10 protein-coding genes are annotated in these 13,932 nt (G+C 58.7%); 5 read left to right on the plus strand and 5 right to left on the minus strand.

Translation table 11 applies throughout. From position 1 onward, the window contains the following. Window positions 1-170 precede the first annotated feature (170 nt). Window positions 171-875, minus strand: coding sequence for a helix-turn-helix transcriptional regulator (locus tag AC07OG_RS15155; protein ID WP_218425734.1), 705 nt, complete (start codon window positions 873-875; stop codon window positions 171-173). A gap of 300 nt (window positions 876-1,175) precedes the next feature. On the opposite strand from AC07OG_RS15155, the gene AC07OG_RS15160 reads away from it, so the two are divergent. Then, window positions 1,176-1,952, plus strand: coding sequence for a ferredoxin--NADP reductase (locus tag AC07OG_RS15160; RefSeq protein ID WP_060543314.1), 777 nt, complete (start codon window positions 1,176-1,178; stop codon window positions 1,950-1,952). Window positions 1,953-1,998: 46 nt separating this feature from the next. Here the strand turns inward: AC07OG_RS15160 and mscL are convergent, their stop codons facing one another. After that, window positions 1,999-2,412 (minus strand): large-conductance mechanosensitive channel protein MscL, encoded by a 414-nt coding sequence (gene mscL / locus AC07OG_RS15165; protein WP_060543315.1) that lies wholly within the window; start codon window positions 2,410-2,412, stop codon window positions 1,999-2,001. A 622-nt stretch (window positions 2,413-3,034) separates the two neighbouring features. Between mscL and radA the strand changes: the two genes are divergently transcribed. Next, window positions 3,035-4,402: a DNA repair protein RadA gene (radA, locus tag AC07OG_RS15170; RefSeq protein WP_060543316.1), complete on the plus strand. Its 1,368-nt coding sequence runs from the start codon at window positions 3,035-3,037 to the stop codon at window positions 4,400-4,402. Window positions 4,403-4,441: 39 nt separating this feature from the next. Here the strand turns inward: radA and AC07OG_RS15175 are convergent, their stop codons facing one another. Continuing rightward, complete coding sequence (locus AC07OG_RS15175; protein WP_495067389.1) at window positions 4,442-4,810, minus strand: PilZ domain-containing protein; 369 nt, start codon at window positions 4,808-4,810, stop codon at window positions 4,442-4,444. 158 nt (window positions 4,811-4,968) lie between these two features. Here AC07OG_RS15175 and AC07OG_RS15180 point away from each other — a divergent pair, with 158 nt between their 5' ends. The 3 genes from AC07OG_RS15180 to yjiA all read left to right on the plus strand — a co-directional run bounded on the left by AC07OG_RS15180 (window position 4,969) and on the right by yjiA (window position 8,383). Next, a complete protein-coding gene (locus AC07OG_RS15180; protein ID WP_495067390.1) occupies window positions 4,969-7,035 on the plus strand; it encodes a carbon starvation CstA family protein in 2,067 nt (688 codons plus the stop codon). Between the two features lie 14 nt (window positions 7,036-7,049). After that, complete coding sequence (locus AC07OG_RS15185) at window positions 7,050-7,247, plus strand: YbdD/YjiX family protein (protein ID WP_008052036.1); 198 nt, start codon at window positions 7,050-7,052, stop codon at window positions 7,245-7,247. Between the two features lie 164 nt (window positions 7,248-7,411). Then, window positions 7,412-8,383, plus strand: coding sequence for a GTPase (gene yjiA, locus AC07OG_RS15190; RefSeq protein WP_495067391.1), 972 nt, complete (start codon window positions 7,412-7,414; stop codon window positions 8,381-8,383). Between the two features lie 69 nt (window positions 8,384-8,452). Here yjiA and glyA read toward each other — a convergent pair whose 3' ends face one another. Both glyA and AC07OG_RS15200 read right to left on the minus strand, forming a co-directional pair. Continuing rightward, window positions 8,453-9,706 carry a serine hydroxymethyltransferase gene (glyA, locus tag AC07OG_RS15195; protein WP_060543320.1) on the minus strand — a complete coding sequence of 418 codons (1,254 nt, stop codon included), beginning with the start codon at window positions 9,704-9,706 and terminating at the stop codon, window positions 8,453-8,455. Window positions 9,707-10,038: 332 nt separating this feature from the next. Beyond that, window positions 10,039-13,887: a bifunctional diguanylate cyclase/phosphodiesterase gene (locus AC07OG_RS15200; RefSeq protein ID WP_495067392.1), complete on the minus strand. Its 3,849-nt coding sequence runs from the start codon at window positions 13,885-13,887 to the stop codon at window positions 10,039-10,041. Window positions 13,888-13,932: the final 45 nt, after the last annotated feature.

A 13,932-nucleotide genomic window follows, 5' to 3' on the forward strand; every position in this document is an offset into this window, starting at 1 on the left:
GAGGCTCTGGGTAATCAACGGGATTGCCGCTGCCCGGGGGCGCTGAAGCGGGCGGGACTCGCCGAGTGTACTTCGTCGTGCAGGTTCACACGGCAACACTCAGGCAGCAGCCGCAAATGGTACGTTTTTTTACGCTGGATTACCCGCAGGTTTTCCTGGCACCCGGTGGTTCAGATGGCTCTGGACCTGGTTGCAGCGATCACCGCAGCAATCTTGTTATTGACCCCGAGCTTCTCGATGGCCCTGTGCACATGAAAATTGATGGTGCGCTCACTCAAACTGAGGATTCTGGCGATCTCGAAAGCGGTCTTGCCGGTGGCTGACAGTTTCAGGACTTCGACTTCTCGTATTGATAGGGGCGGGTGCGAAGGTTTTTTCGGATATGCCCGGCTTGCAAGGGCATGCAAATGACGGCTGATGAACACCGTAAATCCCAGGTTTTCATACAGTTCATAGGGCGAAATCGGACAATGGCTCCTGGCCAGACTGAGGATGCTGCGCAGACCGGATTCCTCATCATGGATCGCCTGCGACCAACCATGCGGCAAGCCTTGCTGCTGCAACATCTGCCAAAGCCATGGGGTTTTGCAGAAGAGCTGTTCGCTCCAGAGAACGGGCAGCATGGAGTGCTCGCAGTGGTCGGCAATGGGGTCGGGCTGATTGGCATTGTTTTGCGCGTACCGGGCGTTCCAGCCAGAGGGGAAATTGTTAAGCCTCAGAACGTTACAATCGGAGCTGGCAGTGGTTGAGCAGGTTGAGAAGGCGCAAAATTTGTAACCCAGGTTTTTGACGAAATCGAGCGACATTCGAAAAGCGATATTGATGTCTTCAGTGTGTGAGAGTTTCTTGAGTTGTGACTCTTTCCAATGCTCCATTCCTAATCCTCCCTTAAGTGTCCTCTGGGGTGCCACTATGGATCCAATATCTGGCACGCTTCGAGTGTAGGATAATTCCTATATTCTGAGTTGAAACTTTTTGCTCTTAAACAAATGCGGAATATTCAGTTGCAGTCCTGATTTGTGAAAAAGTATTAATATGTCGCGCGGCATTTGATGCGAAACTGTTTTAAACAAAGTTGCGTTTGGCTGTTTAAGTCCATTATGCCACTACACACTGTCGGTGTTATTGCCTGCCATTTTGCGGGACACTGGGTTATCTGTTGAAGGGAGTGCGCCATGACCGTCAGTGAAGAAAAATTTACCCGCCAGACGTTGCTCGATGTACAGCCGGTGACCCCGAACCTGTTCACCCTGCGTGCCACCCGCGATGCGGGGTACCGTTTTCGTGCGGGGCAGTTTGCCCGGCTGGGCGTGGTCAGGGCCGATGGCAGCACGGTATGGCGCGCCTACTCCATGGTTTCGTCGCCCTTCGATGAATTCCTTGAGTTTTTTTCCATTGTCGTGCCCGGTGGCGAGTTCACCAGTGAACTCAGCCGATTGGGTGTCGGCGATACGTTGCTGGTCGACCGTCAGGCCTTCGGCTACCTGACACTTGACCGCTTTGTGGATGGGCGTGATTTGTGGCTGTTATCCACAGGCACGGGCGTGGCCCCCTTCCTGTCGATCCTGCAGGACTTCGAAGTCTGGGAAAAATTCGAACGCATCATTCTGGTCTACAGCGTGCGTGAAGCCCGTGAGCTGGCGTATCAGGAACTGATCGCGGGACTGGCGAGCCGTGATTATCTGGCCGAGTACGCACACAAGCTGAAATTCATTGCCACGGTCACTCGCGAGCGGCATGTCGGCGCCCTTAACGGGCGAATTACCACGCTGATTGAAAATGGCGAACTGGAGCGTGCTGCCGGTGTGGCGCTGACGCCCGAACACTCGCGCGTCATGTTGTGCGGCAACCCACAGATGATCGATGACACGCGCAAACTGCTCAAGCAGCGGGACATGCATCTGAGCCTCAGCCGGCGACCCGGTCAGGTGGCGGTAGAGAACTTCTGGTAGAAAAAAACGGCGCCTCGATGGCGCCGTTTTTTGTCCCGCGTTTGGGTCAGGGCGCGTCGTTCCGGGCCTTGAGCAGGTCGCGGATCTCCCCCAGCAACACTTCTTCCTTGGTGGGAACCGGTGGCAGGGTTGGGGCCGCTGCTTCTTCGCGCTTCATGCGGTTGACCGCCTTGACGCCCAGGAAGATTGCAAAAGCGACTATGACGAAATCAATGATGGCCTGGATGAATTTACCGTAGGCCAGCACCACTGCCGGTGCATCACCCTGGGCGGCCTTGAGTGTAACGACCAGGTCGCTGAAGTCCACACCACCGATCAGCAGACCGATGGGGGGCATGATCACATCGCCGACAAACGACGTAACGATCTTGCCGAAGGCGGCACCGATGATGATACCGACAGCCATGTCGATCACATTGCCTTTGACCGCGAAGGCCTTGAACTCGTTTAGCACGCCCATAGGTTATTTCCTTGTTACAGATGAGGTTGATGAGCGCAGTGTAAATCAGCCAGTCGCTTCCTGCTCGAAACAACTGCTTACCTGCGTCTGCCTGCAATCGACCCGGGGCAGGGGGAAAAGTTTGCAAGGTGACCGCGATGGGCCAGGGATCTGGACATCCGCAATGGCGTAGCAGGCGATTTGGCCATCAGTTTAATCGCTTCGTGGCGAACGGATTAAAGTCCGTTTGCTTAAGGCTGGTTGTAATCTGATAACGCAGCAGTAATGTCATGTCATCCGGCTGACTAACTAGTTGGTTATTCCAGCCGTGGCCCTCAAGTATCACGGTAATGAGGTCTGATTGGTTGTTGCTTTTGAATCTGTAAATCGGGTTTATTCTTGAATATCAGGTTGTACGTCGGAGTTGATAATGTGCAAGGTATGTATAAGTTTTATGGTGGCTGTGCTGAATGTTTTGTGTCTGTTTGTTCAGTTATAAACGAAAATATGTACAGGACATTGCCTGAAGTGCAGGGATTTAATACTCCTGGTCATACAAAAGTATTGTGTCTGCCTTCAGGCATCCGGCCACGCTGATCGACGCCAGCTGAGCTATCATCGCGTTTTTTTGCCGGGGGTTCCGATGGCCAAGGCCAAACGCATGTACGGCTGCACCGAGTGCGGCTCAACCTTCCCCAAGTGGGCCGGCCAGTGCGGTGAGTGCGGGGCGTGGAACACGCTCACTGAAACCATGGTGGAAAGCGGTGGCGCCGCAGCTCCGACGGGTCGTACCGGTTGGGCCGGGCAGCAGGCGCAGATCAAGACCCTGGCAGAAGTCAGTGTCGAGGAGATTCCGCGATTCTCCACGGCCTCCAGCGAGCTGGATCGTGTATTGGGTGGTGGTCTGGTCGATGGCTCTGTGGTGCTGATCGGCGGCGATCCGGGCATCGGCAAGTCGACCATTCTCCTGCAAACCCTGTGCAACCTCGCCACGCGCATGCCCGCGCTGTACGTCACAGGCGAGGAGTCCCAGCAACAGGTGGCCATGCGTGCACGGCGGCTGGGCTTGCCCCAGGACCAACTACGGGTGATGACCGAAACCTGCATAGAAACCATCATCGCCACGGCCCGGATCGAGAAACCGAAAGTCATGGTGATCGACTCGATCCAGACCATTTTCACCGAACAACTGCAATCAGCGCCCGGCGGCGTCTCCCAGGTGCGCGAAAGCGCGGCTTTGTTGGTGCGATACGCCAAGCAGAGCGGTACCGCGATCTTCCTGGTTGGACACGTCACCAAGGAGGGCGCGCTGGCGGGTCCTCGCGTGCTCGAGCACATGGTCGATACCGTGCTGTATTTCGAAGGGGAGTCCGATGGGCGTTTGCGTCTGTTACGGGCGGTGAAAAACCGTTTTGGGGCGGTCAACGAGTTGGGCGTGTTCGGTATGACCGACAAGGGCTTGAAAGAAGTCTCCAACCCGTCAGCGATTTTTCTTACTCGCGCTCAGGAAGAAGTCCCGGGTAGTGTGGTCATGGCCACCTGGGAAGGCACCCGGCCGATGCTGGTGGAGGTTCAGGCGCTGGTGGACGACAGTCACCTGGCGAATCCGCGACGGGTAACGCTGGGGCTGGATCAGAATCGCCTGGCGATGTTGCTGGCGGTGCTGCACCGCCATGGTGGCATTCCGACCCATGATCAGGACGTGTTTCTCAACGTGGTCGGTGGGGTCAAGGTTCTGGAAACGGCTTCCGACCTGGCACTGATGGCGGCGGTGATGTCCAGTTTGCGCAATCGGCCGCTGCCCCATGATCTGTTGGTGTTCGGCGAGGTCGGGCTGTCCGGTGAAGTACGTCCCGTGCCAAGCGGTCAGGAGCGCCTGAAGGAAGCCGCCAAGCATGGCTTCAAGCGGGCCATCGTGCCTAAGGGCAATGCGCCGAAGGAAGCACCGGCGGGCTTGCAGATTATTGCCGTGACCCGTCTGGAACAGGCCCTCGACGCACTGTTCGAATAACCACGCCCCTGTAGGAGTTGTCGCAGCCTGCGGCAGCTCCTACAGAGCGATCAGGGCACCCAGTTCGCGCTCAAGCTCTTGCGGGTCACCCAGGTTGAGTTCGATCAACCGCCGCAAGCGTTCAATGGATTCCAGGCTGATGTATCGGCATACGAAGCCGAGCTGACCATGATCTTCGTGGGTCAGATGCACATCCATGGAGATTTCGCTGTCATCGCTCAAGTGGATATCGATCCGGAAGTCATGCGCCTTGTCGCCAAGCCATGGCTCGGGCTGCTCGATCAGCAATCCCTTGAGCGACAAGTCGATCAGCTTCACCGGCCATATGAAGTCGCCCTGGCTCAGTTCGGCTCGGGCATCGAACGCAATACGTTTGAAGCGGCGACGTTCGGCAGGGTGCTCGCTCATGGTGCGATCCTCTGAAATGTACGCAAACTATAGACCGGCATTCTCAAAGGCGGCCAGCGCGCACGTTTCTAGACCAATGTTGGGGTATGGCCTTTACCGTCAGGAGAGCTAAACTCGGAGTGGCTGTCTTTCTTGTCCACTCTGGCCGGAATAATAAAATGAAAAATAATAATAGCCCGCTGCGCCATTTACCCTGGCTGGTGCTGGCAATCGTAGGTGCGTGTGCCTTGGGTGTCGTGGCGTTGCGCCGAGGCGAGGCGATCAACGCCTTGTGGATTGTGGTCGCTGCAGTGGCCATCTATCTGGTTGCATATCGTTATTACAGTCTGTTCATCGCCAACAACGTGATGCAACTTGATGCGCGTCGGGCTACTCCCGCCGTGCTCAACAACGATGGTCTGGACTACGTGCCGACCAACAAACACATTCTCTTCGGCCACCACTTCGCCGCCATTGCCGGTGCGGGGCCGCTGGTCGGTCCGGTACTGGCCGCGCAGATGGGCTACCTGCCCGGCACCCTGTGGCTGATCGCCGGGGTGGTGCTGGCCGGCGCGGTGCAGGACTTCATGGTCCTGTTCATGTCGACCCGGCGCAACGGTCGCTCCCTGGGCGACATGGTCCGCGAGGAAATGGGCCGCATCCCCGGCACCATCGCGCTCTTCGGCTGCTTCCTGATCATGATCATCATCCTTGCGGTGCTGGCGCTGATCGTGGTCAAGGCCCTGGCCGAAAGCCCGTGGGGTATTTTCACGGTGATGGCGACCATCCCGATCGCGATGTTCATGGGCATTTACATGCGTTACATCCGCCCGGGCCGCATTGGTGAGATCTCGGTGATCGGCGTGCTGTTGCTGCTCGGTTCGATCTGGCTGGGCGGGCAGATTGCTGCCGATCCGGTGTGGGCCAAGGCCTTTACCTTTACCGGCATCCAGATCACCTGGATGCTGATCGGTTACGGTTTTGTGGCGGCGGTATTGCCGGTGTGGCTGATCCTCGCGCCCCGTGACTATCTGTCGACCTTCCTCAAGATCGGCACCATCGTGGCCCTGGCCATCGGCATCCTGGTGACCATGCCCGAGCTGAAAATGCCAGCGTTGACCCAGTTCATCGACGGCACCGGTCCGGTGTGGAAGGGCGGTCTGTTCCCGTTCCTGTTCATCACCATCGCCTGTGGCGCCGTGTCGGGTTTCCACGCGCTGATCTCCTCCGGCACCACGCCGAAGCTGCTTGATAACGAGGTAAACGCCCGTTACATCGGTTATGGCGGCATGCTGATGGAGTCCTTCGTGGCGATCATGGCCATGGTCGCCGCTTCGGTGATCGAGCCTGGTGTGTACTTCGCCATGAACAGCCCGGCCGCCGTGGTCGGCGGTGATGTGGTGGCAGTGGCGCAAGCAGTCAGCAACTGGGGCTTTGCCATCACCCCGGAAGCCCTGCAAGCGGTAGCTCATGACATTGGTGAAACCACTATCCTGGCCCGCGCCGGCGGTGCGCCGACCCTGGCGGTGGGCATCGCACAGATCCTGCACAGTGTACTGCCAGGTGAAAACACCATGGCGTTCTGGTACCACTTCGCGATCCTGTTCGAGGCGCTGTTCATCCTGACCGCTGTCGACGCCGGTACCCGTGCCGGGCGTTTCATGCTCCAGGACCTGCTCGGCTCTTTCGTTCCGGCACTCAAACGTACCGAATCCTGGACGGCCAACCTGATCGCCACCGCCGGTTGTGTGGCGATGTGGGGCTGGTTGCTGTACCAGGGCGTGATCGATCCATTGGGTGGTATCAACACCTTGTGGCCGCTGTTCGGCATCTCCAACCAGATGCTGGCCGGGATCGCGCTGATGCTCGGCACTGTCGTACTGATCAAGATGAAGCGCCAGCGCTATGTGTGGGTCACCATGGTGCCAGCGGTTTGGTTGCTTATCTGCACCACCACTGCCGGCTTCATCAAGCTGTTCGACGCCAACCCGGCGATCGGCTTCCTGGCGCTGGCCCGCAAATACAGCGATGCCCTGGCCAATGGTCAGATCCTCGCCCCGGCCAAGGACATCACCCAGATGCAACATGTGATCTTCAACGCCTATACCAACGCAACGCTGACTGCATTGTTCCTGTTTGTGGTGTTCAGCATCCTGTTCTATGCGCTCAAGGTCGGTATTTCCGCCTGGGGCAGCAAAGAGCGTACGGATAAAGAAGCGCCATTCCAGGCCCTGCCGGATGCGTAAACGAGGATTGCAGCATGTTCAATGACCTGAGTCGCCTGGGTAAATACCTCGGTCAGGCCGCGCGCCTGATGGTCGGCATGCCCGATTACGACAACTACGTCGAGCATATGCAGAGCAAACACCCGGACAAACCGGTGATGAGCTACGAGATGTTCTTTCGCGAACGTCAGGAAGCCCGTTACGGTGGCAAGGGTGGGCCGAAGTGTTGTTGATCTGACAGCCTGAGGCCGTAGTTATCCCCTGTGGGAGCGGGCTTGCTCGCGAATGCGGTGTGTCAGTCGACCAATTCTTTGACTGACACACCGCATTCGCGAGCAAGCCCGCTCCCACATTTGTTTTGTGTTGTTTTTTAACTTTGTGAAACAGGAGACTCCATTTGTCCTCTCCCATCCCGGTCACAATCCTCAGTGGCTTCCTCGGTGCCGGCAAGACCACCTTGCTGCGCCACCTGCTCAAAGCCGAGCACGGCCTGAAAATCGCCGTGATCGAGAACGAATTCAGCGATGCCGGTATCGACACCCTGCTATTGGGCGACGAACCTGTGCAAGTGATGACACTGTCTAACGGCTGCGTCTGCTGCACCATCCACACCGATCTGACCAAAGCGCTTTATCTGCTGCTCGAACGCCTCGACAAGGGTGACATCGCCTTCGACCGTCTGGTGATTGAATGCACCGGACTTGCCGACCCTGCTCCCGTGGCGCAAACCTTTTTCATCGACGAAGAACTGCGCGAGCGCTACATCCTCGACGGCATCATCACCCTGGTGGATGCGGCGCACGCCGAGCTGCACCTGACCCAGACCATTGCCCAGGCGCAGATCGGTTTTGCCGACCGCTTGCTGGTGAGCAAGCGCGATCTGGTGGACGAGCCGACATTCACCGCATTGAGCGAACGCCTGGCCCGTATCAATCGCCGCGCGCCGATTCGTGTCGTTGACCATGGCAAGATCGACCTGGCCGAATTGCTTGATGTGCGCGGTTTCAACCTGAATGCCGACCTCGGCGGTGGCGTGACATTGCGTCCGGTGAGCACGGCGCCGTCCATCGACCGAATCTCCAGCCTGGTGCTGCGCACTGACAAACCGCTGGATATCGACAAGCTCAGCGAGTTCATGAACGAACTGTTGGAAGACCATGGAAAGCAATTGCTGCGCTACAAAGGGGTCTTGAACATCCTTGGCGAGCCGCGGCGCATGGTGTTTCAAGGGGTATTGAAGCTTTACGGTTTCGACTGGGACACCGAATGGGCCGATGATGAAGCCCGTGAAAGCGTGATCGTGTTCATCGCCGATGATTTGCCGGAAGAGAAAATCCGCGAGGGTTTTGCGCGTGTGGCGGCGGGTTGAGCATTTTTCAGTTGAAAAAAAACCGGCCATCTCTGGCCGGTTTTTTATTGCAGCGGTTTAGCGGGCTGATTAAGCGCCGTACACCGGCAGCTTCTTGCAGATAGCCTTGACCTTCTCGCGAACGGCGTCGATCACCGCTTCATTGTTCAGGTCTGCCAGGATGTCGCAGATCCAGCCGGCCAGTTCCTTGCACTCTGCTTCCTTGAAGCCGCGAGTGGTCACAGCCGGAGTGCCGAAGCGCAGGCCGGAGGTGACGAACGGGGAGCGTGGATCGTTTGGTACGGAGTTCTTGTTCACGGTGATGAACGCTTTGCCCAGAGCGGCGTCGGCGTCTTTACCGGAGATTTCCTGCTTGATCAGCGACAGCAGGAACAGGTGGTTTTCAGTACCGCCGGAAACCACGTCGAAACCGCGCTCGATGAACACGCCGGCCATGGCCTTGGCGTTCTTCACCACTTGTTGCTGGTAAGCCTTGAACTCAGGCTGCAGCGCTTCCTTGAAGCAGATCGCCTTGGCAGCGATCACGTGCTCCAGCGGGCCACCCTGGGCGCCCGGGAATACCGCGGAGTTCAGCTTCTTCTCGATGTCGGCGTTGGCGCGAGCCAGGATCAGGCCGCCACGTGGACCGCGCAGGGTCTTGTGGGTGGTGGTGGTTACCACGTCAGCGAATGGCACCGGGTTCGGGTAGACGCCAGCGGCGACCAGACCGGCCACGTGGGCCATGTCGACGAACAGGTAAGCGCCAACCTTGTCAGCGATTTCGCGGAAACGCGGGAAGTCCAGAATCTGAGAATAGGCAGAGAAACCGGCCACGATCATTTTCGGCTTGTGCTCAACCGCCAGGCGCTCGACTTCGTCGTAGTCGATCAGACCGTTGGTGTCGATGCCGTACTGGATGGCGTTGTACAGCTTGCCCGAAGACGAAACGCTGGCACCGTGGGTCAGGTGACCGCCGTGGGCCAGGCTCATGCCCAGGATGGTGTCGCCGGCCGACAGCAGGGCCAGGTAAACGGCGCTGTTGGCTTGCGAGCCAGCGTGCGGCTGAACGTTGGCGTAGTCGGCGCCGAACAGCTCTTTGGCGCGATCGATAGCCAGCTGCTCGACGATGTCTACGTACTCGCAACCACCGTAGTAGCGCTTGCCCGGGTAGCCTTCGGCGTACTTGTTGGTCAGTACCGAGCCTTGAGCTTCCATCACCGCAGGGCTGGTGTAGTTTTCCGAAGCGATCAGCTCAATGTGCTCTTCCTGGCGCTGAGCTTCTTGCTCCATGGCGGCAAAGAGATCGGCGTCGTACTTGGCAATAGTCAAATCACGGCTGAACATGGCGGTCCTCAAGGATCGGGGGCAGAAAAGGGGGGCATTCTAACTCAATGGGTTTTAGATGGCATATGAAACGGCATCATGTCGCAGACAAGTGGGCTTCATGACGGGATCAGCGGTGACTGTGGCAAGGGGGCTTGTCGGAATGCCGCATCGCCTCGTTCGGCTGCGCAGTCGTCGCAAATTGCACGGGCCCATGCTGTCTGAAGACATGTGATCGCAGATCAGGGGCCGCTTCGCGCCCCAACGGGGGCAAGCCCCCTCGCCACAAGGCAAGCCCCCTGGCCACAAGGCAAGCCCCTCGCCACAGGGTCGGTCGCCACAGGGCCGGTCAATCAGCCGAATATGAAGATGGCATCGTTGCTGAACCGCGTTTCGAATTTGCCAGCCGGCATTGGGCGGCCGAACAGATACCCCTGAACCTCATCGCAACCATGCTCACGCAGGAAGTCCAGTTGCTCCTGGGTTTCCACGCCCTCGGCGATCACCGCCAGGTTGAGGCTATGGGCCATGGCGATAATCGCCCTGGCAATCTGCGCATCCTGTTCACCCGACGGCAGGCCGTCGACGAAGGTACGGTCGATTTTCAGCACGTCGATCGGGAATTGCTTGAGGTAGTTGAGCGATGAATAGCCGGTACCGAAGTCGTCGACCGCGATGCTCAGGCCGAGGTTTTTCAGCCCGGCGAGGATCTGCATCGCTTCGCTGACTTCACGCATCAGGATACTTTCGGTCAGTTCCAGCTCCAGGCAGGCGGGTGGCAGGCCGGTTTCCTTGAGAATGGTGGCGATCCGCATACCGAGTTGGCCGTCGGAGAACTGTCGCGCCGAGATGTTCACCGAAACCTTCGGCACGCGCACCTGGGCCAGATGCCAGGTCTTGAGCTGGCGACAGGCCTCGCCGATCACCCAGTCGCCGACATCCACCACCAGCCCCAGCTCCTCGAGCACCGGAATGAAGTCCCCAGGCGGCACCAGCCCGCGCCGCGGATGGCGCCAGCGCAGCAGCGCTTCGGCACCGGTCAGGCGTTTGCCGTCACCGCTGAACTGCGGCTGGTAATACAACACGAACTCGTTCTGTTCCAGCGCATGGCGCAAGTCGCTTTCCAGCTCCAGGCGCTCCAGAGCACTGGCGTTCATGTCCGCCTGATAGAACTGGAAGTTGTTCTTGCCGCGTTCCTTGGCGTGGTACATCGCCGTGTCGGCGTTCTTCATCAGTTGACTGAGTTCATTGCCATCCTGAGGGCTCAGGGCGATGCCGACGCTGGCGGTGACGAAGAACTCGCGACCTTCGAGCACGAACGGTTTTACCAGGCTGGCGAGAATCTGCTCGGCCACGTGAATGGCCCTGGTCAAGGCGACTTCGCGGTTGGCCCGTGGTTGCAGGAGCAAGGTGAATTCGTCGCCACCCATGCGTGCCACGGTGTCGTCATCGTCGACGCAACCGAGCAGGCGCGTGGCCATATCCTTGAGCATGCGATCGCCGGCGGCATGGCCCAGAGAGTCGTTGATCGGTTTGAAACGGTCGAGGTCGAGAAACATCAACACCACCCACGACTTCTGTCGTTCGGCTACCTGCAAGGCTGTGTGCAGACGATCCTGGAACAGCGAGCGGTTGGGCAGATGGGTCAGGGCATCGTAGTAGGCAAGGCGGTGAATGCGTTGCTCGCTGGCCTTGCGCTCGCTGATGTCGCTGAAAAAGCATACATAGCTGGCCAGATCGCCTTCATCGTCGAGTACCGCGGTAATCCCGACCCAGGCCGGATAGTGCTCGCCATTGCGCCGCTTGAGCCAGACTTCGCCTTCCCAGGTGCTGTGCTGGTGCAGTTGCTTGAGCACATAACGCAGATGGGCATCCTGCTGCTCGTCGACCGTCAGCATGTTCGGCAACTGGTCGAGCACTTGCTCCACCGCATACCCGCTGACGCGACTGAAGGCTTCGTTGGCCTGGACGATATAGCCGGCCGGGTCGGTGATCAGGATCGCCGAGGTCGAGTGTTCAAATACGGTGGCGGCCATGCGCAGGTCTTTCTCGGCCCTGCGCTGCTGGCTGATGTCGCGGCCGACCCCGAGCACGCCTTCAAAGGCGTCATGCTCGTCCCACACCAGTACCAGTCGCAGTTCGATAGGGATCTTGCGTCCGTCGGCGCGCAGACAGTCAAACAGGAACATCTGCGTTTGCACCTGATTGCGCAGCAACGCCAGTTGTTCGGGTTGATCCAGTGCTTTATTGACCCGCGCCATCAGGCTGGAAATGCCGGTCAATTGTTGCGGGTTGGCGATGGTCGACTGCCAGCCGTTCTGGAAAATCCACTCGGCATCGTAGCCCAGCACCGCTTGCACCGAGGGGCTGACGTAGTTGAGAGCCAGGCGGCTGTCGGTGGAGAAGATCACGTCGCTGATGCTTTCGGCGAGCATTCGGTAACGCTGCTCGCTGTCGCGCAAGGACTCGCTGGCTTCAATCTGGTCGGTGATGTCCTTGGCCACACCAATGATCCGCGTGACCTGGTCGTGTTTGTCCCGTGCCAAGGCCTGTTCGCGGATTTCGAAGCGTCGCCATTGGCCGTCGCGATGGCGGAAGCGCAGCTGGCACTGCATCAACTGGCGATAGCCGGCCTGGCGCTGGGCCTGACGGGAGCGATGGTAGAAGTCGGCGTCTTCGGGGTGCAGGAGGATTTCCCAGAAGTACTCGCCCATCTGGTGCAGTTCGGTGCGGTTGTAGGCGAGTGTCTGGCCCAGATGGTGGTTGCTGAAGATCATGCGTTGGCTGATCACGTCCTGCACATAAAGGTGGTCGGGTACGGTACGCACCACGTCCGACCAGAAGCCTTCTCGCTCCAGTAGCGACAGTTCGACGAGCTTGCGGCTGGTGATGTCAGCGATGCTGAGGATCACTGCATTGTAATCGGCGGGGTCTTCGGGCAGGCGCAGCACCAGCCACAGGTGCTGGTCGCGACCATTGGCGGCCTGCAGCTTGATCTCCAGTTCAAACTGATTGATCTGGTTGAGTACGGTTTCCAGAACCTGGTTGCCGATAGCGATACCATCCAGCGGGTTACCTTCGATCAGCAGTTTCCAGGCCTTGTCGCCGGTATCGACATTGAGCAGTTGCAGCGCAAGCTGGTTGACCTCGGTGATACGCAGTTCCTGCAGCGCGCGCCGGCGTTGCTCCGGGATCTGCAGCCAGGTCTGCAACTGTTCGCTGTCATGCAGCTGCGCCTTGTCGAAGAAACTCTTGAGACCGGACATGTCGAGCACGCACAAGGCGACGCCTGTGCCTTCGAAAATATCCTGATAACGCCTGCGGCCTTCATTGAGCTGGCGTTGGCGACGGCGCATATTCAGCAAGGCGATAAATGGCAGCATGGAAAAAGCCAGGCCCAGCAGGCACTTGCCGATGAACGCCGGCAACAGTTCTTCCAGCACGCGCTGACGATCAAACAGGCCGCGCAGTTGCCAGTCGCTGCTGCTCAGCGCGACCGTCAGTACGCTGTTGGCAATATCGTCTGCGGTCAATGTGCCCGGGTTGACCTGGGGTAACGTTTCGTCACGGCTGATGATCTGGTGATTGAGGCGGTTTTCTACCAGCCACAACGGACGATTTACCGCTTCGGTCTGCCTGGTCAGGCTGGAGAAGAACGTCGGCGCCAGACGCAACGCCCAGTAGCCCCGGGAGCTTCCGCTGGCTTGATGCAGGAGCAAGTGCACCACCGAGCCATCGCTGGCATTGCTGAAGTAGTGCACCTGGGAGCGACTGCGCCGGACCAGTTCGCTCAGATAATCGCCGTCATCGCTGACCGCAGCGCTGTCACTGATGATCTGTCCGGACGGGCTGAGCAAGGCCAGGCTGCGCAGGTCTGGCAGGGACTGTTGCAGCTTGCGCAGCAGGGCCTGCAGTTCTTCGGCGTCCTGTGGCTGTTCGACAATCGGTAGCAGGTTGAGGGCAATTTGCGCATTGAGTGTCATGTTCAGGCTGACTTGCGCGGCCAGGTCGGCGGTGTAGTCGATGGTGTACTGACGCTGGGTTTTCCGGGTTTCGTGCAGTTGATCGAGCAACTGCCAAAACAACAGGGCCAGCAGCAACAAAACCAGGGCCGCCAGGGTGCCTTTCAGAGGCCCGCGCAGGGGTGAGCCAGGCGCTGCAGTCGGCGCGCTGGAGGTCAGAGGCGAAGGGATGTTGGACAAGCTGTAATCCTGCGGTTTGGCTGGACTGGCGCGACGTGCACTATA

The sequence above is a fragment of the Pseudomonas sp. GW821-FHT09H03 genome, assembly GCF_059415945.1.

Bases quoted from the DNA above. Each gene is read 5' to 3' on its own strand.
- AC07OG_RS15155 (WP_218425734.1), bottom strand. From the start codon at position 875: ATGGAGCATTGGAAAGAGTCACAACTCAAGAAACTCTCACACACTGAA.
- glyA (WP_060543320.1), bottom strand. From the start codon at position 9,706: ATGTTCAGCCGTGATTTGACTATTGCCAAGTACGACGCCGATCTCTTT.
- radA (WP_060543316.1), top strand. From the start codon at position 3,035: ATGGCCAAGGCCAAACGCATGTACGGCTGCACCGAGTGCGGCTCAACC.
- mscL (WP_060543315.1), bottom strand. From the start codon at position 2,412: ATGGGCGTGCTAAACGAGTTCAAGGCCTTCGCGGTCAAAGGCAATGTG.
- AC07OG_RS15185 (WP_008052036.1), top strand. From the start codon at position 7,050: ATGTTCAATGACCTGAGTCGCCTGGGTAAATACCTCGGTCAGGCCGCG.
- AC07OG_RS15175 (WP_495067389.1), bottom strand. From the start codon at position 4,810: ATGAGCGAGCACCCTGCCGAACGTCGCCGCTTCAAACGTATTGCGTTC.
- AC07OG_RS15180 (WP_495067390.1), top strand. From the start codon at position 4,969: ATGAAAAATAATAATAGCCCGCTGCGCCATTTACCCTGGCTGGTGCTG.
- AC07OG_RS15160 (WP_060543314.1), top strand. From the start codon at position 1,176: ATGACCGTCAGTGAAGAAAAATTTACCCGCCAGACGTTGCTCGATGTA.